Origin of the sequence: Devosia sp. LC5, assembly GCF_000735585.1 — a bacterium.
Lineage (GTDB): Bacteria > Pseudomonadota > Alphaproteobacteria > Rhizobiales > Devosiaceae > Devosia.
On record NZ_JNNO01000004.1, the window covers coordinates 68,186 to 86,315 of the forward strand.

Below are 18,130 nucleotides of genomic sequence, written 5' to 3' on the forward strand. Positions count from 1 at the left end.
TGCTCGCAGCCGTCGCCTTGCCGATAAGGTGTGAGACATGGCCGATGAGGGACATCCCCGATGAATGAGCAAAATCCTGCCCCGCCTGGCAAGGCGCCGCGCCGCCGGTTCCGCGCCGACGTGGTGACCGGCATTGTCGGCTATCGGCTGCGGCGGGCGCAGATTGCGGTGTTCCAGCAGTTCATCGCCCGGTTCGCGGCGCATGATCTGCGGCCGGCCGACTATTCGGCGCTCGCGCTGATCGAAGCCAACCCTGGCAGCAAGCAGATCGAAATCGCCAGGGCGCTGGGCATCAAGCGCGCCAATTTCGTGGCCCTGATCAACGGGCTTGAGGGGCGGGGGCTGGTCGAACGGCGCCAGCCGGCCGATGACCGGCGCTCGCAGGCGCTGTATCTGACGCAGCGCGGGATCGAGCAGATCGCGGTGTTCAACAAGGTGCAGGCCGATTTCGAGGCGCACTGTATCGACAAACTGGGTGGAGTAGCGGCGCGGGACCAGTTGATGGACCTGCTGGGGCGGCTGCTCATCGAGGAATAGGGCCTAGCGCGAGAGCGCCTCGACCACTTCGGGCGGCAGCGCCCGCGACTTGATGCGGTCGGGATTTTCCGGATCCCTGCCAGCCCAGACCCTCACTTCATGGGCTTCGATGGCCAGCTCGCCGCCATTATAGAGCTTATGGCTGACCACGAAGCTGGAGCGGCGCAATTCGGTGATCGTGGTTTCGATGCTGACTACGTCGCCAAAGGCCGAAGGCCGGATGAATTTGGCGCCGGTATCGACCATTGGAATGCCCACAATGCCGAAATGCCGGATCCAGGCGATCTTCTTCATGCCCAGCGCGGTCTCGAACAGATGGGCCGTGGATGCGTCGAACATGCGGAAATAATTGGGGTAGTAGACGATGCCGGCGGGATCACAGTCGCCGAACTCGATCTCCACGCTGCGGGTGTTCACAAGCATGGGAGGCTCCTATTTGGGCTGCATACGCAGCGCGCCGTCGAGCCGCACGATCTCGCCGTTGAGATAGTCGTTTTCGATCATGGCGGTGACGAGCTGGGCGAATTCGGCCGGTTCGCCGAGCCGGGCCGGGTAGGGGATGGCGGCACCCAGCGCGTCCTGGGCTTCCTGGGGCAATTCGGCAAGCAGGGGCGTCTTGAACAGGCCAGGGGCAATGGTCAGCACGCGAATGCCGAAGCGGGCCAGTTCGCGCGCCACCGGCAGCGTCAGCGCCGCGATGCCGCCCTTGGAGGCCGCATAAGCCGCCTGGCCGATCTGGCCTTCAAACGCCGCGACCGAGGCGGTCGAGATGATGACGCCGCGCGAACCATCTTCCGGATCGGCCACAGACATTTCGGCGGCAGCCAGTCGCATCATGTTGAACGTGCCAATGAGGTTGACGCGGACAATGCGCTCGAAGGCGTCAAGCGGCAGCGGACCATCGCGACCGACGACGCGACCGGCGCCGCCAATGCCGGCGCAGTTGACCAGGATGCGCGGCACACCAAGTGCGGCGCGACTGGCAGCAAGCGCGGCTGTAGCATTCCCGGCATCGGCCACATCGCAGGGGGCAAAGAATCCGCCAATCTCGGCTGCCACGGCCGAACCGGCCTCTGCATTGCGGTCAAGGACGGCAACCCGTGCCCCCTTCGCCGCCAGCGCCCGCGCCGTGGCCGCGCCAAGCCCGGAGCCGCCGCCGGTGACGAGCGCCGTTACCCCCTCGATGTTCACGATGCCGCCCCCGGGTTTTCGATCAGCATGGCAATGCCCTGGCCCCCGCCAATGCAGGCCGAGGCTATGCCATAGCGCAAGCCGCTGCGCCTGAGTTCGCGCGCCAGCGTCAGGGTGATGCGCACGCCGGTGGCGCCCAGCGGATGGCCGATGGCAATGGCGCCACCATTGACGTTGACCTTGTCCTGGTCGAGACCGAGTTCGGCAATGCAGGCCAGGATTTGAGCGCCGAAGGCTTCGTTGATTTCGATACGGTCGATCTGGCCAAGGCTGAGGCCGCCGGTGTCAAGCACGGCGCGGATCGCGGGCGCCGGGCCGATGCCCATGATATGGGGCGGCACGCCCACAGCCGCACTGGCGAGGATGCGGGCCAGCGGCTTGAGGCCCTTGCTCTGCACATAGCCGGCTGAAGCGACCAGCGCGGCGGCCGCCCCATCGACGATGGCGGAGGAATTTCCGCCAGTCTGCACGCCACCAAAGGCCGGCCGCAAGCGCGATAGCACCTCATAGGGGGAGGGGCGGATATGACTGTCCACAGCGACGCTTTCGACGCCCTTGGCCAGCTTGATGCCCCGCGTCTGCAGCCCCTCGATGGCAAAATCTTCGGTGACGACGGGGACGATCTCTCCGGCCAGATAGCCGCTGTCCCGTGCCGCAATGGCCCGCTCGAAGCTGTGCACCGCAAAGCGGTCCACCGTCTCGCGGCTGATCCCATACTGCTTAGCCAGGTTTTCCGCCGTGTCGCCCATGAAACAGAGCACGGCCGGATCCATCAGCGCTTCCCAAAGGAAATCCTTGAACTCGACCTGGCCCATGGCAAAGCCATTGCGGTGGGTGTAGGCGGCGATGGGATTGCGGCTCATCGATTCCGTGCCGACGCCGAGCGCCAGATCGATCCGGCCGAGCGACACGGCATCGGCGGCCTGGCTCAGCACTTCGATGCCTGTGCCGCAGATGCGCTGTACCAGATGGGCCGGCCGTTCCACCGGCACACCGGCATAAAGCCCGATATGGCGCGGCGTCACATAGGCGTCGAACGAGGCCTGCGCCATCGAGCCGGCAATAGTGGTGCCGATATCGGCTGGGTCGACGCCCGCTTTGGCAATAACCGCGCGCGCCGCCTTGATGCCCAGGTCGATCGGCGAAATCGCCGAAAGCGCGCCGCGATAATCGACAAAGGGAGTGCGAATGCCATCGATCAGGAAGGCGTCGGCGAACGTGGCCGTGAGGCCGGCTGGCTTGCTCATGTCATTCATGCCTTTCGGGCGAAGGTCAGCACATGGCCGGGCGCGGGCTCGGCGTAAAGATCGGCGAAGGCCTGCGCCCGCCCGGCGATGACGGCACGCTGGTTGATCGATCCCTTGTCGGTGATTTCCCCGGCATCGATCGATGGCGGCGCCGCCAGCACCACGGCGCGCGCGATATGGCCGGCGCTTCCCGTGGCCTTTGCGGCCAGCGCGTCGAACCGCTCCTGGAACGCTGCGCGGACCATGGGATGGGCAACGATGGCGTCGCCGGAAGCACTGGCATCCAGACCAGCCAGCTGCCGGCAAACCTCGAAATCCGGGAAAATCAGGGCACCGATGAAATTGCGGTCGAGCCCGGTCAGCACCAGGTCGCGCAACAGCGGCGCGCCGGCCCCGATAGCGCCGATGCGCACTCCGCCCGCATTGACCCAGGTGCCGGTTGCCAGCTTGAAATCCTCCGTCATCCGGCCGTCGAACACGAAACCTTTGCCCAGGTCGTCCGGGTCGGCAAATTTCAGTGCATCGCCGATCTTGTAATAGCCCTCCTCGTCGAAGGCTTCGGCAGTCTTGTCGGCCTGCTTCCAGTAACCCGGCGTCACATTGGGTCCGCGCAGCCGCAGTTCGAGCTTTTCCTCGTTCGGCACCAGCTTGATCTCCATGCCCGCGGCCGGCAGGCCGACGAGGCCGGCCCGATCCACCGTCCAGGTCGTGGTAAAGGCAAATGGCGCGGTCTCGGTGGAGCCATAGCCGGTGATGATACGGATGCGCTGGCCGGTGGCGTTGCGCGCCGCGGTGTCGAGCCCGTCCCACACATGTTGGGCCAGGCTCGCCCCTGCATATTGCATCACTTTGAGCCGGCTGAAGAAATTGTCGCGCAGCATTGCGTCGGCCGAAAGGTGCCCGACCAGGAATTCGTAGCCCTTGGGCACGTTGAAATAGATGGTCGGCGCGATCTCGCTGAGGTTGCGCACGGTGCGCTTCATGCCCTCGGGCGTGGCCAAACCGTCGTCGATATAGAAACTGCCGCCATTATAGAGCGCGATGCCCAGGTTGTGGCTGCCGCCCGCAACGTGGTTCCACGGCATCCAGTCGACCAGCACCGGCGGCTCGTCGGCCAGGAAGGCGAGCGCGGTGCGGATCATCTCCTGATTGCAAGTGAGCATGCGCTGCGTGGTGATCACCGCCTTGGGCATGCCGGTCGAGCCGGAGGTGAAGAGAAACTTGGCGATCGTATCGGGCGTGACTTCTGCATTGGCCGCCCTCACCGCCGCTGTCGGCACAGTGTCAACCAGATCGTCGAACAGCCGCACGGCGCGACCGGCCGGCGGGTTGCAGCGCACCACCAGCGGCGTGGCCGGATCGATGGTCGCAGCGATGGCCGCGCCAAACCTGTCGCCATCGCTGGCATAGACCATGCCCGGTTCGAGCAGACTGACAATGTGCCGCAGCTTGCCGAAATCCTTGGAGACTAGTGAATAGGCGGGCGACAGCGGCGCATGCGGCACCCCGGCCAGCATGGCGGCATAGCCGAGCAAAGCATGCTCGATTTCGTTGCCAGACAGGATCAGCAGCGGATGCTCGGCGCTGAGACCCGCATCGATCAGCACCTGGGCCAGCGACCGCACGCGCGCATACGCCTCGCCATAGCTCAGCCGCCGCCACGCACCGCTCTGGCCGCGATCGGCCAGAAAAACCCTGTCTGGATCGCTGAGCGCCCAATGCGCCAGCCGGTCGGTCATGGTGCGCGGATAGGCCGCCAGTTCCTCCTGCGACCGCACATAGTGCGTGCCATCTTCGGCGGTCCGCACTTCCGCCCGCATGTCGCCCATGCGGACAGGCCGGTACTCCAAGGGCTCCACCATGCCACCTCCCATTATTGTTATGTAACATAACAATAATGGGAGGGCAATCAAGCCCCGATCCTCATTCTGTTTCCTGGCGAAACCCGACGCTTGCGGATCAGGTTTGGACGCGATAATCAATAATTACATTGAATCGTTGATTGTTGATCGATGTCAAGCACTTCGCCGAAGCTGGCCCTGTTCGAACAGTTCGCCCTCGTCGCCAAAACGCTGGGTCATCCGCAGCGTCTCGAACTGATCGAGCAGCTCGGCCAGGGGCCGCGCCACGTCGACCTGTTGGCCGACAAGCTCGGTCTTCCAATCGCCAACGTGTCTCAGCACCTGCAGGCGATGCGGCGGGCCGGGCTCGTCGCCGCCGAGCGGCAGGGAAAGTACGTGATTTACAGATTGGCCAGTCCGGACGTCCTGGCAGCCGTCCAGGCCATCCAGCAGGTGGCCGAGGCCAATCTCGCCGAGGTCGGCCGGGTGGTTCGGGGCTATTTCTACCAGCGCGACTGCCTTGAACCGATATCACGGGATGAGCTTCAGTCCCGTTTGCGCGATGGCACGGTAACGGTTCTCGACGTGCGTCCGGCAGATGAATACGCGCTCGGGCACGTACCGGGCGCGCTCAATGTGCCGCTGGGTGAACTGGAAGCGCGATTGTCGGCACTGGACCCCGCCCAGGAGGTCATCGCCTATTGCCGCGGACCATACTGCGTCATGTCGTTCGAGGCCGTCGCCCGCCTGCGCCAGATGGGCTTTTCGGCGCGGCGCCTCCAGGACGGCATGCCCGAATGGGCGGCGGCCGGCCAACCCGTCGAATCCTGAGCCACCCGGAGTTCCCAAATGCTGCCCATGCACCGCCAGGTTTTACTGCTTGCTTCCGCGCAGGCCCTGTTCCAGACCGCATCGGTGCTGGTGATGACGGTTGGAAGCCTCGCCGGTGCGGTCCTGAGCCCGGCGCCGGAATGGGCGACGGCGCCGATTGCCTCGATGTTTCTGGGCACCGCACTTGGCACCGTGCCGGCGTCGATGTGGATGGCCCGCGTCGGCCGCAGGACCGGCTTTGTCGCGGGAGCCGCGATCGGTGCCGCCGGCGGCGTGATGGCGGCATTGGGCATCTTCGCAGGGTCGCTGTTTCTGCTTTGCATCGGCACGCTGCTGGTCGGCATTTACCAGGCCTTTGCCCAATTTTACCGCTTCGCCGCATCCGAAGTCGCAGACGATGCGTTCAGGCCACGCGCCATTTCCCTGGTGCTTGCCGGCGGCGTGGTGGCGGCGCTCGCCGGGCCTGCATTGGCGCGAATTGGTGGTGAATGGTTGCAGCCGATCTACAGCGGGTCGTTCCTGCTGCTGGCCATCGTCTCCATGCTCGCAGCCGGCCTCCTGCTGGGGCTCAGAATTCCTGCCGCCGCGGCTTCTGCGGACAAAGGCGCAACGGCCAGGCCGATGGCGGTGATAGCCAAACAGCCGACCTATCTGGTCGCGCTGTTCGGCGCCGCGACCGGCTACGGCATCATGATCCTGGCAATGACGGCGACACCACTTGCCATGGTCCATCACCACCACAGCCTGGCCGATGCTTCGATCGTCATCCAGTTGCACGTCCTCGGCATGTTCCTGCCGTCCTTTGTCACCGGCTCCCTGATCGCCCGTTTCGGCGTGCTGACCGTGATGGGCGCCGGCATCGCAATTCTGGCGGGACACGTATTGCTGACATTGAGCGGAACCGGGTTCTACTCGTTTGCCGGTGCGCTGATCCTGCTCGGAATTGGCTGGAACTTCCTCTATATCGGCGGCACCAATCTGCTGACGCGGACCTACACCGCTGCCGAGCGGGGCAAAGCTCAGGCCGCGAACGACTTCACGATATTCATCGTGGGCCTTCTGGCCTCGCTCTCCGCCGGCGTTTTGCAGCAGGCCGTGGGCTGGCAGATCATGAACCTGGTCCTGCTCCCCTGGCTTGCGCTCGCTGCCGCGGCGGTGCTGTGGCTGATGATCGGCCGGCCCCGCTCAGCAGAGGCCTGAACCGGCAGGCCGCCAGCGTGACTGTCCGGTGCTTGTCCCCTGAGCTGGAGCTTTTGCAGCGTCAGGTGCCAAAGGAAGTCACGGCGGACCTTCTCAAGCGGAATGACGATTTTGCCATTGTATTGTGCCAAAAGCAGGAACGTGGTGTTGAGTGACATTGGTCGTTGCACATTGAAAAATAGAACGAAATGCATCAGCTATCACCAAAGTCGGCAATGTCAGTCGGTCCAATCTCAACGCGGTCTATGGGAATCTATTTAATTGCTTGAAAGGCATAGGAAATTCAGCGTTGCGCCCATGATCGACTGGACGGATCGGCATTGCCGCTACCTCCATCGGCTGCTCACGCGCGAATCCCTGCTCTTCACCGAAATGATCACCAGCGCTGCCATCGTGCATGGCGACGCCCACCGCCATCTGCGTCTCAATGCTGAGGAAGCGCCCGTCGCCCTGCAATTGGGCGGCTCCGATCCGGTCGAATTGGCCCGGGCTGTCGCGCTTGCGGAAGCCTACGATTATGCCGAGATCAACCTCAATGTCGGCTGCCCCTCGGACCGCGTGCAGTCCGGCAAGTTCGGCGCCTGCCTCATGGCCGAGCCCGATCTCGTTGCCGATTGCGTGCGCGCCATGCGCGCTGCCACCGATCGGCCGGTGACGGTCAAGTGCCGCATCGGCATCGATGATCAGGATATCGAGCAAAGCCTTGACCGCTTCGCCGATGCCGTGGTCGGCGCAGGCGTCGACGCGCTCTATGTCCATGCCCGCAAGGCCTGGCTCAAGGGCTTGAGCCCCAAGGAAAACCGCACCATCCCGCCGCTCGACTATGACCGCGTACACCGCCTGCGCCAGCGTCTGGCTCCACTGCCGGTCATGATCAATGGCGGTATCGAGACGCTGGAAACCGCCGAGGCAGAATTGGCCCATATGGATGGTGTCATGCTGGGCCGCGCTGCCTATCACAATCCCATGCTGCTGGCCGAGGTCGATAGCCGCTTTTTCGGCGCGGCCAACCCGCCGGTCACGCTCGAAGCCATCATGCAGGCCATGGCCGACTATGCCCGTCGTGAAGCCGGCAACGGCACCCGTGTCAACAACATTACCCGCCACATGCTCGGCCTCGCCAATGGCCTGGCTGGCGCCCGCCGGTTCCGCCAGATTCTGAGTGTCGATGCCTGCAAACCCGGGGCTGGACCAGAGGTTCTCCTGGCCGCCCTGGCCGTGGTGGAAAACCGTGGCCTGGGCCTCGCCAGCTAATTTTCTATCCGCATATGAGATGGATCGCCGCCCCATGCGGGCGGGCCGATGGCGCTTGTTTCCACGGCTTTCGTTTTATTTCGTTTGCATTTCGTATGGGCTGTAATATCTCGCCCTTCATGTGCTAAGACGATGGAACGAAATAAGGGGGGCAATTCAATGCCAATCAAAAATCGCCTGTTTCACGCGGGCTGGATCATCATTCTCATCGGCGCGCTGCTGGCGCATTTCATCCAGACATCTGGCGGGGTCAGCATTCGTGACCTGCGGTTCAACGGCACCAACGGCCAGGTCCTGAGCGGTCTGCTCTATGTGCCGCCGGGCGTTTCGGCCGAAAACAAGGCGCCGGCCATCCTGGCGGTGCATGGTTATTTCAACAGTCGCGAGACCCAGGACGGCTTTGCCATCGAGTTCGCCCGTCGCGGCTATGTCGTCCTGGCGCTTGATCAGGGCGGCCATGGTTATTCCGACGCTCCAGCCTTCGCCAATGGTTTCGGCGGTCCGGGCGGTCTGGCTTATCTGCGCTCGCTTGATTTCGTCGATACCGACAATATCGGCCTTGAAGGCCATTCCATGGGTGGTTGGACCGTGCTTGCTGCCGCAGCCGCCATGCCGGATGCCTATAAGGCCGTGGTCTTGCAGGGATCGAGCACCGGCGCGCCCTTCGCCAAGGAAGCCGACACGTCCTGGCCGCGCAATCTGGCTGTGGTCTTCTCCAAGTTCGACGAGTTCTCGGGCACCATGTGGGGCGTGGACCGGGCCCAGGATGTGCCCGACAGCACAAAGCTGCAGACCGCTTTCGGCGCCACCGGGCCGGTGGTTATCGGCCAGCTCTACGGCAGCATTGAAGATGGTACTGCGCGCCTGTTGCAGCAGCCGAACACCACCCATCCGGGCAATCACCTCTCCCCCGAAGCGATCGGGGACGCCATTGCCTGGTTCGACCGGACTCTTGATGGCGCCAATCCGCTGTCGCCGGGCGACCAGATCTGGATTTGGAAGGAAATCGGCACGCTCATTGCGCTGGTGGGTTTCGTCATCCTTCTCGCCGGCGCCTTCGACATGCTGCTCAAGACCCAGTTCTTCGCCCATCTGCGCAAGCAGCCGGCAGGCGCGGCCTATGAGAAGCGGAGCGGCAAATGGTGGCTGCATTTTGCTCTCGCCACCCTGATGCCGGTGTTGACCTATTATCCCTTTTTCTACTGGGCGACGGTGATCTTTCCGGCCTCGGCCATCCTGCCGCAGAGCTTCACCAGCCAGATCGCTCTTTGGGCGGTGCTGAACGCGGTGATCGTCTTTGCTCTGGGCTTTGTCTTCAAGGGCAACAAACTTGAAGGCCGTGGCGATATCTGGGGCTCGGTACTGATCGCGCTGGCCACGGTGGGCATCGGCTATATCGCCGTGGCGGCAACGGACTTCCTCTTCAAGGTGGATTTCCGCTTCTGGGTCGTCGCGCTCAAGCCGCTCGATCTGGTGCGGGCCAAGATCGGCCTCGTCTACCTGGTGCCGTTCACTGTCTACTTCGTGCTGGCAATGCGCGGCCTGCATACTGGCCTATCGGTTCGCAGCGATAGCCGGCTGGCGCAGTACCTCTCCAACGTCGCCGTGATGGTTGTCGGGTTCATCCTGTTCCTCGGCTTCCAGTATCTGACGCTGCTGTTCACCGGCCATCTGTTCAGCATGAACGAGTCGCTGACCACAGTGATCGGCATGCAATTCGTGCCGCTGCTGGCCATCGTGGCGTTCCTCTCCACCTTCGCCTGGCGGCGGACCGGCAGTTATCTGCCCGGCGCCTTCATCAATGCACTGTTCGTCACCTGGTACATCGTGGGCAGCCAGGCGATCCAGTTCGCGGTGAATTGATCTCGCAATGTGGAAAGGGCGGGTCCGGCGACCCGCCCTTGCTGTTTCAGTCCACCAGTTCCAGCGAATTCTGCGTCACGCTATAGCGGCTGAGTGTTTCCAGGAACGTCATGCCCAAGAGGCTCGTTTCCAGCGCCGCTTCTTCGGTGACGAAGGCCACGACGCCGTGACGGACAATGCCGCCGACCTGAAGCTGATCCAGCTTCACCCGCGCCGCCTGGCCCATGCCATTGGCCGTTGAAACCGGGATGGTGAACCGCAGATTGGCCGTATCGATACCCGCCTCCCGCGCATCGGCCAGGGTCAGCACCACCGCACTGGCCCCCGTATCGAAGATCATCGGCGTTCGGTGCCCGTTGATGCTTGCGGCGATCTCGAAATGCCCGCCAATGCCGCGCCGGAATGTCGCCGTGCCGCGCTCGGCATCCACCAGCGCCACACCTGGCCGCAACTCACCGGCGACCCGGCCGGCAATGCTGGTCAGCTCATCGCGATAGGCATAGGTCAGCATGGCCACGCCAAAAATGCCTGCCCACAGCAGCACGCCGCCGAGCAGTTCTGAGAATTTCCGGCGCCGCGACAGCACGCCCGCCGCAATGACGATGAGAATGACCACCAATGGCACGAGCCGCGCCGTCTGCTCCTGGCTGAGCCCTACCAGGGTGCCCGCATCGGCATTGATCATCAGGGTGATGGCGGCCACGATCAGGATGGCGATGCCGATAAAGATCATGCCTGCGCCCATCCCTTTTCGTGCGTTCAAGCCGATAAAGTCATTTCATGCGGTAATTTCAAGGCCTCAACCGCGGGCGAAAACCAACAGTCCCGTGAACGCAGCAATCTCGATCAGCGCCGCCAGAGCCCCGATCAGGTCTCCACTCTGCCCGCCAACCAGCCGCTTGCATAAAGTGGTCCAGCCCCAGGCGGTCCCCATTGTCAGCACAATGGCCAATATCAGCCCCGCCATGCTCGACGCCGGACCACCCAGCACGAACAGCAGCACCGCGGCAAACACCATGCCCACCGCAAAATTGCGCCAGCTCAATTGCCCCGCCGTCGCTGAGGCGCCGTCCCGCCGAGCCGGAGCCAGCACCACCGCCACCCACAGCGCCGCCGACCGCCCGACAATGCTCGCCGCCAGCCACGCCGCCCCCGCCGCCAGCGGGCTGGTTTCCGCCATCGACCCCACCGCCATCACGCGCAGCACGAGAAACAGGCACAGCGCCGCCACCCCATAAGTGCCGTGGCGGCTATCCTTCATGATTTCCAGCCGTCGCTCGGGCGTGTGCCCGCCGAACAGGCCATCCGCCGCATCCGCCAGCGCATCCTCGGCCATCGCCCCACTCGCCAGCACCATGGCGCCAACTGCCAGCGCCGCTGCGAAATAAGCCGGTAGCCCCACCAACACCCCCGCGATCAGCAGAGCCACCGGACCAATGCCGATCGCTACGCTCGCCAGCGGCAACGCCATGGCAATCCGCCCCAGATCGGGCTTCTGATGCGGCGAATCCCCCGTCGGCAGCCGCGAGAAAAACCGCAGCGCCATGATGAAATCGTCCTTCAGCCCGATACCTGCTGCCGGCTCATGCGGCACGCTGGCCTCACGCGCGGCGGCGTCGATGCTGGGGGCGGGGTCCTGGACTGGCTCGTCGCCGTTCAATTGCTTTTCATCCCGTTCTGCGCAACAAGTCCGCACCTTCCTAGCACCCTGCCGCCGGACCTGTCATGCCCGCCCTCAATCCCGCCTATGCCGATGTCCTCGAACTTTTGACCATTGTTCCCGATGGGGATGAAGCGGCCGTTGCCGCTGTGCGCGCGCGCGATTCCCAGCTCACCAAACCACCCGGCTCGCTTGGTCAGCTCGAAACCTTGGTCGAATTCCTCGCCCGCTGGCAGGGCCGTGCCAAGCCGCGCCTCGACAACCCCATGGTCACCATTTTCGCCGGCAATCACGGCGTCACCGATCAGGGCGTCTCTGCCTTTCCGCGCGAAGTCACCGCGCAAATGGTCGCCAATTTCACCAATGGTGGCGCCGCCATCTCCCAGATTTGTGCGCTGCACGAAATCAACCTGCGCGTTTTCGAACTGGCGCTGGAACTACCCACTGGCGACATCACCCAGGAACCAGCGCTCGACGACCGGATGTGCGCCGCCACCATCGCCTATGGCATGGAAGCCATTGCCGGCAAGCCCGACCTGATCTGCATCGGGGAAATGGGCATCGGCAATACCACAATCGCCGCCGCCATCTACGCTGCCCTCTATGGCGGCACCGGCGCCGATTGGGTTGGCCGCGGCACCGGCGTTGATGACGCCGGTCTCACCCGCAAGGCCCACGCCGTCGACCGCGCTCTGGCCCTCCACCAGGACGAACTCGATCATCCCCTGGCCATTCTGGCCCGCCTAGGTGGCCGTGAAATCGCGGCCATGCTCGGCGCACTGCTCGCCGCCCGCCATCAAAAGGTGCCGGTCATCGTCGATGGCTTCGTCGCCACCTCGGCGGCTGCCATCGCCCATGCGATCAATCCTGCAGCAATCGATCATTGCCTTTTCGCCCACGTCTCGGCGGAACCCGGCCACGCCCGCGCCCTCGCCGCCATGGGCCAAAAAGGCCTGCTCGACCTCGGCATGCGCCTGGGGGAGGGGAGCGGCGCCGCTCTGGCTGCAGTGCTGGCCAAAACCGCCCTGCACCTGCACAACAACATGGCCACGTTCGAAAGCGCGGCAGTCAGCGGCAAGGCGAACTAGGCTGGCTACTAAAACTCGGTGTCACCCCGGCGAAGGCCGGGGCCCATCCTGAGATTTTAGGCTAAGCTGTCATCTCAGGATGGATTCCGGCCTTCGCCGGAACGACACCGTTGGTAACAGGGTGAGTGAGCCATGTTGATGACAGCGCGTAAGCCGGCGACAATCGGCGAGATATTGACTGAGGAATTCCTGGGCCCGCTGGGCCTAACTCAGGCCGCGTTGGCTGAGGCAATTGGCGTGCCGCGCAAGCACGTTAACGAGCTTTGCAACGACCGACGCTCCGTTACCGCTCCGACGGCGCTCATTCTGGCGCGCGTCTTCGGCAATAGTCCCGATTTCTGGCTGAATGTACAGCGCCGCTCCGATCTGTGGAACGCGATGCACGATCCGCATGAGCGCGAGCGGGTCGAACGCGCCCACCCGCTCGTCAACGCCGCCTAGCCAGCTTCCGAGTAAATCTCCAGCCGGTTCTTCTTCTCCACCACCGGCGCCAGCGCGTCCATCACCCGGGCGCGGGGGAAGGTGGCGATCACTTCGGTGCCGAAGCGCAGCTTGGAGAACAGGTCGAACCGCCCCTGGTGCAGGTCCATGATCTTCTGCACGATCGGCAGGCCCAGGCCCGCACCCTGTTCGGCGGTCTTCTGTGCCAGTGATCCCTGGCCGAATGAGGACAGCACCGTGGCGATTTCGTCCTCGGGAATGCCCGGTCCATTGTCCTTGACCGACACCAATTGCCCGCCGTCGCCGCTGCGGGTCACCACCAGCGTCACCTTGCCGTTCTGCGGCGTGAACTTGATGGCATTGCTCAACAGGTTCAGCACCACCTGCCGGATGGCGCGCTCGTCGCCCCACAGCTTGGGCAGGTTGTGGCCGACATTATAGGCCAGCTCGATGCCCTTGGATTTGGCGCGCAATTCCATCATCCGCCGGCAGTCCTCGGCGATATCGACCAGCGACACGGCCTCTTCATTGAGGTCATATTTGCCCGCCTCGATACGGCTGAGGTCCAGCAATTCATTGATGAGATTGAGCAAATGCTGCCCGCTGGCGTGGATATCGCCGGCATATTCCTTGTATTGCGGCACCTGATGGGTCCCCAGCAACTCCGACTTCAGCACCTCGGAAAACCCGATGATCGCGTTGAGCGGCGTGCGCAATTCGTGGCTCATCGTGGCCAGGAATTGCGATTTGGCGATATTGGCCTGCTCGGCGTGGCGCCGCGCCTCGTCCGACATCTGCCTTGCTTCCTCGAGCTCGTTGATCAGCGCATCCTTTTCGGCCTGGTGCGTGATCGTTTCCAGCTCAGATTTGTGCAATTGGCGCGCCAGGTAGACGAAGAAGACTTCGCCGCAAATTGCCACGGCGGCTAGCGTATAATTGAGCGTGCCGCCCACCGCGATCAGGTTTGCCGACACGGTCAGCGTCACCGGCAACGTGCTCATCAGCGTTGCCGGGGGCAGGGTATTGGTGGTGACCGCATTGGCGGCCACGCTCACCAGCACCATGGCGAACATCACCGGCGTCAGCGTGTCGGCCGGTGCCACCAGCGTAAACAGCGCCAGCAGCGACCAGGACAGGCCATAGATCATCTCGCCGGCGATGAAGGTGGTGGTCCAGTTGGTGGCGTTGAACTTGGCCGGGTCGCTCCGCTGGAACCGGCTGGCCACCATCACCACGATCAACAGGCCCAGCAACACTGCGGCAGCCCATAGCGTGGTGAAAACCACCGGAACCCAAAGGCTCGCGACAATCGAGAGAATGACCACGATGGCGGCCATGGGCAAAGCCGCCGAGATGCGCGATTGCGCATAATCGTGCAGCAGCTCGAAATCATAGGACGCGCGCGTGCCGGAGCTCGACATCAAGCGTTGCCGCGCGTCGAGAACGGTTTTTTGCGCCGTGCGCTTGCCGTCCCGCCCCATTTGCGAGCGAACATCAGCATCGATGACAGCCGACTGAAGCGGCATGAAACTTTTACTCGTTACTAAATGATGCGAACCAGAAACGCATTCGCTACGCTCACGGGCAAAACACTAGCGACGCGTAGTTAACGGGTGGTGAAATCCTGACTTCATATAAGCGTTGGATGCGACCCTTTCGCGGGCGCTTCGGAGCCGTGCTGGCGATCATCCTTTTGGGCGGCGCGGCACTGGTCGCCGCTTGGCTCGATCCTGCTCCGCCCCCCATGGCCGGCAATGCCCGCGTTAGCGATGGCGACAGCTTCCGCCTGGGGGAAGAGCGCGTGCGCCTGCTCGGCATCGATGCGCCCGAATACGCCCAGACCTGCGATGACAGCAACGGCAGGCAATGGCCTTGCGGCCGCACGGCCCGCGACCGGATGGCCCAATTGCTCAAGTCCGGCAAGGTCGACTGCCGTCCCGAAGATCACGATCAATATGGGCGGCTGCTCGCCGTGTGCACCGTTGGCGGCAGGGACATTGCCGCGACCATGGTCGCCGAGGGATTGGCTATTTCCTCGGGCCGCTATTGGGGCGAGGAACAGTCGGCCCGCTCAACCAGCAAGGGGATATGGGCCGGCGGTTTCGATACACCGCGCCATTGGCGCGACGATCACCCCCGCCCGAGCAGTTTGCTTGGTTGGCTCGGCAGCCTGCTGCCATAAACATGATCATTACGATCATCTTTAAAAGAGCAAGATTATTGCGTTTAACTGCCGGGTGTGGCAGTTAAACTGCCAAATTCAGGATGGAATGGCGTTGTCCTGGAAATCTCATTTCGCGGGGGCGTTTATGGCATTGGACAAGATCGACCGGAAAATTCTGACGCTTCTGCAAAAGGATGCAACCATGCCGGTGGCCGAAATCGGCCGCAAAGTCGGCCTTTCCACCACCCCATGCTGGCGCCGCATTCAGAAGATGGAAGAAGATGGCGTCATCCAGCGCCGCGTCGCCGTGCTCGATCCGGCCAAGGTCAATGTCGGCGTCACCGTCTTTGTTTCGGTCAAGACCAATGAACACAATGAAGGCTGGATGCGCAAATTCGCTGGCGTTATCGACGAATTCCCCGAAGTCGTCGAATTCTATCGTATGAGCGGCGATGTCGATTATCTGATGCGCGTGGTTGTGCCCGATATCGGCGCCTATGACACCTTCTACAAGCGCCTGATTTCCAAGATCAATCTGACCGATGTCAGCTCGGCCTTCGCCATGGGGCAGATCAAATATACCACCGCTCTGCCGCTCGATTTCGCCATCGTCGTCGACGACGACAAGTAAGCCCATGCTTATCGGCTTTGAACATATCGGCGTCACCTCGTCCAATCTCGATCGGACGATCGCCTTTTATTGCGGCCAGCTCGGCCTCAAGCTCGTGTTGCGCAAGCAGCAGCCGCGCGGCGAAATGGCCTTTCTCGACGCCGGCGGCGGCATGCTCGAAGTCTTCGCGCCAAATGGCCACATCACCCGCTCGCGTGATGTGCCCCCGCTCGAAGCCGGCATGCGCCACCTCACTTTGGCCGTCACCGATGTGGATGCTCTGATCGCCGAACTCGAAGCCAGCGGTACTGAAATCGTCGAATATCCGCGCGCCGCCCACAACACCGAAATGTTCAAACGCGTCGCCTTCTGCCGCGACCCCGACGGCATCGTGGTGGAATTGGCCGAGCGGATAGAACAACGCTGAGCGTCGCCTAAGGCAGGTTTTTCCGTGGCCGCCCGCCTTTGGCGCCGTTGGCCCGGCTTGCGGCAACCTTGGCAGCCGAGCGCGACTGCCCGCCCCGACGTTGCGCCTCCATGAATTTCGCCGTGCCGAATATTCCCTGCATCAAACCGGCAATGGTAAAATCGACGTCGCGGCTCTCCCAGTGCAATCCGGTCTCACCCAACAGTTCGACTTCGGCGAGTTCTTCGTCGCTCGCCTGTTCCAGACCCTCAAGCGCCCGTGCCGGCACCATCAGGGCCGCGCCATTGCTGAATTCCACCAGGATACGGCCGGATTTACGGTCGAAACGGACAGAGGAGGGCATAGGCGCATGTGCGCGCTCATCAGCGCCGCGCTGCGTCGCTTCTTCATATTGCCGATCATCGAGTTCAAATTCAGCCATGGATTTCAGTCCATTTTTCCAGAAGCAGCTGCCTGTAGCGCGCGACCCAGGTCACGTTTGCTCATGCCGCGGTTTGAAAGAGCCGTCAGTGTCACGATATCGACGCGGACCTCGCCGTCTCCATAGACATGCACATGTGCCGGTTCGTGGTCGTCGGTGTAAATGACGAACCGCATGCCCGCCAAACGGAACACCGTAACCATGCAACAAAATAACCTAAGAAGTTGGGTTTTGCAAGATACGGATACCCCGGAAGGCCTAGCCCCCCGTCACACTCATATGCCGTCCCAGCGCCGGTTCCGGTCTTGCACGGTCGATGACGAAATCATGCCCCTTGGGCTTGATCAGCATGGCCTGGTCGAGCGCGGCATCCAGTGCCTCCGCGCCACCTTCGCGCAGCGCATCGCGCAGGCTCACCTGGTCTTCCTGCCCCAGGCATAGGAACAATTGCCCGGTCGCCGTCAGCCGCACCCGATTGCAGCTTTCGCAGAAATTGTGGCTCATCGGGGTGATGAAGCCCAATATGCCGCCGGTTTCGGCCACGCGAGCATAGCGGGCAGGGCCCCCGGTGCGGTGATCCAGCTTTTCCAATGTGTAGCGTTTGGCCAGCCGGTCGCGCAGTTCGCGCAGCGGCAGATAGCTGTCGACCCGGTCAATGCCCACTTCGCCCAGCGGCATGCCCTCGATCAGCGTCAGCCCCATGCCGCGACCATGCGCCCAGGCCATCATCGGCTCGATCTCGTCGTCATTGACGCCGCGCATCGCCACCATATTGATCTTGATCTTGAGACCGGCCGCTAGCGCCGCGTCGATCCCGCCCAGCACGTCCTCGATCCGCCCGCGCCGGGTAATGGTGCGAAAGCGCTCCGCATCCAGCGTATCGAGCGACACATTGATCCGCCGCATGCCTGCAGCCATCAGCGCCTCGGCATGCTTGGCCAATTGGCTGCCATTGGTGGTCATGGTCAGCTCATTCAGCCCATGCCCGATATGCCGGCCCAGGCTGCGCACCAATTCGATAATGTCGCGCCGCACTAACGGCTCGCCGCCTGTCAGCCGTAACCGTGTCACGCCACGCGTCACAAAGGCGGTGGCAATGGTCTCGATCTCGGCAAAGCTCAAGATCTCCTTTTTGGGGAGAAATTGCATGTTCTCAGCCATGCAATAGACGCAACGGAAATCACACCGATCCGTCACCGAAATCCGGAGATAGGAAATATGCCGGCCGAAACGGTCGACGAGGGGGCGGGCGGGTGCTGGACTAGTCGTCATGGCGACAAATCTAGTTGGTTCCGAGGTGCTTTCAAAGCCACCCAAACAAAAAAGCCGCCCCCGAAGAGACGGCTTCATGACAA

Annotated in this window: 20 protein-coding genes and 1 pseudogene; 10 read left to right on the forward strand and 11 right to left on the reverse strand. The window is 62.9% G+C overall.

Annotation, left to right across the window (positions count from 1 at the left end):
• Positions 1-60 precede the first annotated feature (60 nt).
• Positions 61-537 carry a MarR family winged helix-turn-helix transcriptional regulator gene (locus FF80_RS03220; RefSeq protein ID WP_035097473.1) on the forward strand — a complete coding sequence of 159 codons (477 nt, stop codon included), beginning with the start codon at positions 61-63 and terminating at the stop codon, positions 535-537.
• A gap of 3 nt (positions 538-540) precedes the next feature.
• Here the strand turns inward: FF80_RS03220 and FF80_RS03225 are convergent, their stop codons facing one another.
• Genes FF80_RS03225 through FF80_RS03240 form a run of 4 tightly spaced genes read right to left on the reverse strand, consistent with a single transcriptional unit; the run spans position 541 to position 4,837 of the window.
• Positions 541-960, reverse strand: coding sequence for a thioesterase family protein (locus tag FF80_RS03225; RefSeq protein ID WP_035097474.1), 420 nt, complete (start codon positions 958-960; stop codon positions 541-543).
• 9 nt (positions 961-969) lie between these two features.
• Positions 970-1,728: an SDR family NAD(P)-dependent oxidoreductase gene (locus FF80_RS03230; protein ID WP_035097475.1), complete on the reverse strand. Its 759-nt coding sequence runs from the start codon at positions 1,726-1,728 to the stop codon at positions 970-972.
• Positions 1,725-2,975, reverse strand: coding sequence for a thiolase family protein (locus FF80_RS03235; protein WP_035097562.1), 1,251 nt, complete (start codon positions 2,973-2,975; stop codon positions 1,725-1,727). Before FF80_RS03235 ends, FF80_RS03230 begins: the two co-directional genes overlap by 4 nt.
• A gap of 5 nt (positions 2,976-2,980) precedes the next feature.
• Entirely contained in the window at positions 2,981-4,837 is a 1,857-nt protein-coding gene (locus FF80_RS03240; RefSeq protein ID WP_035097477.1) for a feruloyl-CoA synthase, read from the reverse strand.
• A gap of 150 nt (positions 4,838-4,987) precedes the next feature.
• Here FF80_RS03240 and FF80_RS03245 point away from each other — a divergent pair, with 150 nt between their 5' ends.
• Together FF80_RS03245 and FF80_RS03250 are read left to right on the forward strand one after the other, a co-directional pair.
• The gene (locus FF80_RS03245) at positions 4,988-5,647 is read left to right on the forward strand and encodes a metalloregulator ArsR/SmtB family transcription factor (protein ID WP_035097478.1); all 660 of its coding nucleotides are present in this window, start codon (positions 4,988-4,990) and stop codon (positions 5,645-5,647) included.
• Between the two features lie 18 nt (positions 5,648-5,665).
• Entirely contained in the window at positions 5,666-6,847 is a 1,182-nt protein-coding gene (locus FF80_RS03250; RefSeq protein ID WP_035097482.1) for an MFS transporter, read from the forward strand.
• A gap of 47 nt (positions 6,848-6,894) precedes the next feature.
• On the opposite strand, the pseudogene FF80_RS21235 reads toward FF80_RS03250, so the two are convergent.
• Positions 6,895-7,041: pseudogene (locus tag FF80_RS21235) on the reverse strand (pyocin activator PrtN family protein); the annotation flags it as partial.
• Positions 7,042-7,108: 67 nt separating this feature from the next.
• Between FF80_RS21235 and dusA the strand changes: the two are divergent.
• Together dusA and FF80_RS03260 are read left to right on the forward strand one after the other, a co-directional pair.
• Entirely contained in the window at positions 7,109-8,101 is a 993-nt protein-coding gene (gene dusA / locus FF80_RS03255; protein ID WP_035097484.1) for a tRNA dihydrouridine(20/20a) synthase DusA, read from the forward strand.
• A gap of 159 nt (positions 8,102-8,260) precedes the next feature.
• Entirely contained in the window at positions 8,261-9,964 is a 1,704-nt protein-coding gene (locus tag FF80_RS03260) for an alpha/beta fold hydrolase (RefSeq protein ID WP_035097485.1), read from the forward strand.
• Positions 9,965-10,010: 46 nt separating this feature from the next.
• Here FF80_RS03260 and FF80_RS03265 read toward each other — a convergent pair whose 3' ends face one another.
• Entirely contained in the window at positions 10,011-10,697 is a 687-nt protein-coding gene (locus FF80_RS03265; RefSeq protein WP_160172785.1) for a TIGR02281 family clan AA aspartic protease, read from the reverse strand.
• A gap of 66 nt (positions 10,698-10,763) precedes the next feature.
• Positions 10,764-11,624 carry an adenosylcobinamide-GDP ribazoletransferase gene (locus FF80_RS03270; protein ID WP_052153119.1) on the reverse strand — a complete coding sequence of 287 codons (861 nt, stop codon included), beginning with the start codon at positions 11,622-11,624 and terminating at the stop codon, positions 10,764-10,766.
• 65 nt (positions 11,625-11,689) lie between these two features.
• Between FF80_RS03270 and cobT the strand changes: the two genes are divergently transcribed.
• Positions 11,690-12,712: a nicotinate-nucleotide--dimethylbenzimidazole phosphoribosyltransferase gene (gene cobT, locus FF80_RS03275; RefSeq protein WP_035097488.1), complete on the forward strand. Its 1,023-nt coding sequence runs from the start codon at positions 11,690-11,692 to the stop codon at positions 12,710-12,712.
• A gap of 132 nt (positions 12,713-12,844) precedes the next feature.
• Complete coding sequence (locus FF80_RS03280) at positions 12,845-13,153, forward strand: HigA family addiction module antitoxin (RefSeq protein ID WP_035097490.1); 309 nt, start codon at positions 12,845-12,847, stop codon at positions 13,151-13,153.
• On the opposite strand, the gene FF80_RS03285 is transcribed toward FF80_RS03280, so the two are convergent.
• Positions 13,150-14,679, reverse strand: a complete 1,530-nt coding sequence (locus tag FF80_RS03285) for a HAMP domain-containing sensor histidine kinase (RefSeq protein ID WP_081917208.1) — start codon at positions 14,677-14,679, stop codon at positions 13,150-13,152. The two genes, FF80_RS03280 and FF80_RS03285, sit on opposite strands and share 4 nt — an antisense overlap.
• A 119-nt stretch (positions 14,680-14,798) precedes the next feature.
• Between FF80_RS03285 and FF80_RS03290 the strand changes: the two genes are divergently transcribed.
• From FF80_RS03290 to FF80_RS03300, 3 genes are all read left to right on the forward strand, one after another.
• On the forward strand, positions 14,799-15,335 hold the full coding sequence (locus FF80_RS03290; RefSeq protein ID WP_052153120.1) for a thermonuclease family protein: 537 nt from the start codon (positions 14,799-14,801) through the stop codon (positions 15,333-15,335).
• 133 nt (positions 15,336-15,468) lie between these two features.
• On the forward strand, positions 15,469-15,948 hold the full coding sequence (locus tag FF80_RS03295; protein ID WP_035097566.1) for an Lrp/AsnC family transcriptional regulator: 480 nt from the start codon (positions 15,469-15,471) through the stop codon (positions 15,946-15,948).
• Between the two features lie 4 nt (positions 15,949-15,952).
• Positions 15,953-16,354 (forward strand): VOC family protein, encoded by a 402-nt coding sequence (locus FF80_RS03300; protein ID WP_035097492.1) that lies wholly within the window; start codon positions 15,953-15,955, stop codon positions 16,352-16,354.
• 7 nt (positions 16,355-16,361) lie between these two features.
• Here FF80_RS03300 and FF80_RS03305 read toward each other — a convergent pair whose 3' ends face one another.
• From FF80_RS03305 to moaA, 3 genes are read right to left on the reverse strand one after another with little or no spacing between them, the layout of a single operon-like run.
• On the reverse strand, positions 16,362-16,775 hold the full coding sequence (locus FF80_RS03305; protein ID WP_035097499.1) for a DUF2442 domain-containing protein: 414 nt from the start codon (positions 16,773-16,775) through the stop codon (positions 16,362-16,364).
• Positions 16,776-16,780: 5 nt separating this feature from the next.
• Positions 16,781-16,978, reverse strand: coding sequence for a DUF4160 domain-containing protein (locus FF80_RS03310; protein WP_200877151.1), 198 nt, complete (start codon positions 16,976-16,978; stop codon positions 16,781-16,783).
• 55 nt (positions 16,979-17,033) lie between these two features.
• Positions 17,034-18,047: a GTP 3',8-cyclase MoaA gene (gene moaA, locus FF80_RS03315; RefSeq protein WP_035097501.1), complete on the reverse strand. Its 1,014-nt coding sequence runs from the start codon at positions 18,045-18,047 to the stop codon at positions 17,034-17,036.
• Positions 18,048-18,130 lie beyond the last annotated feature (83 nt).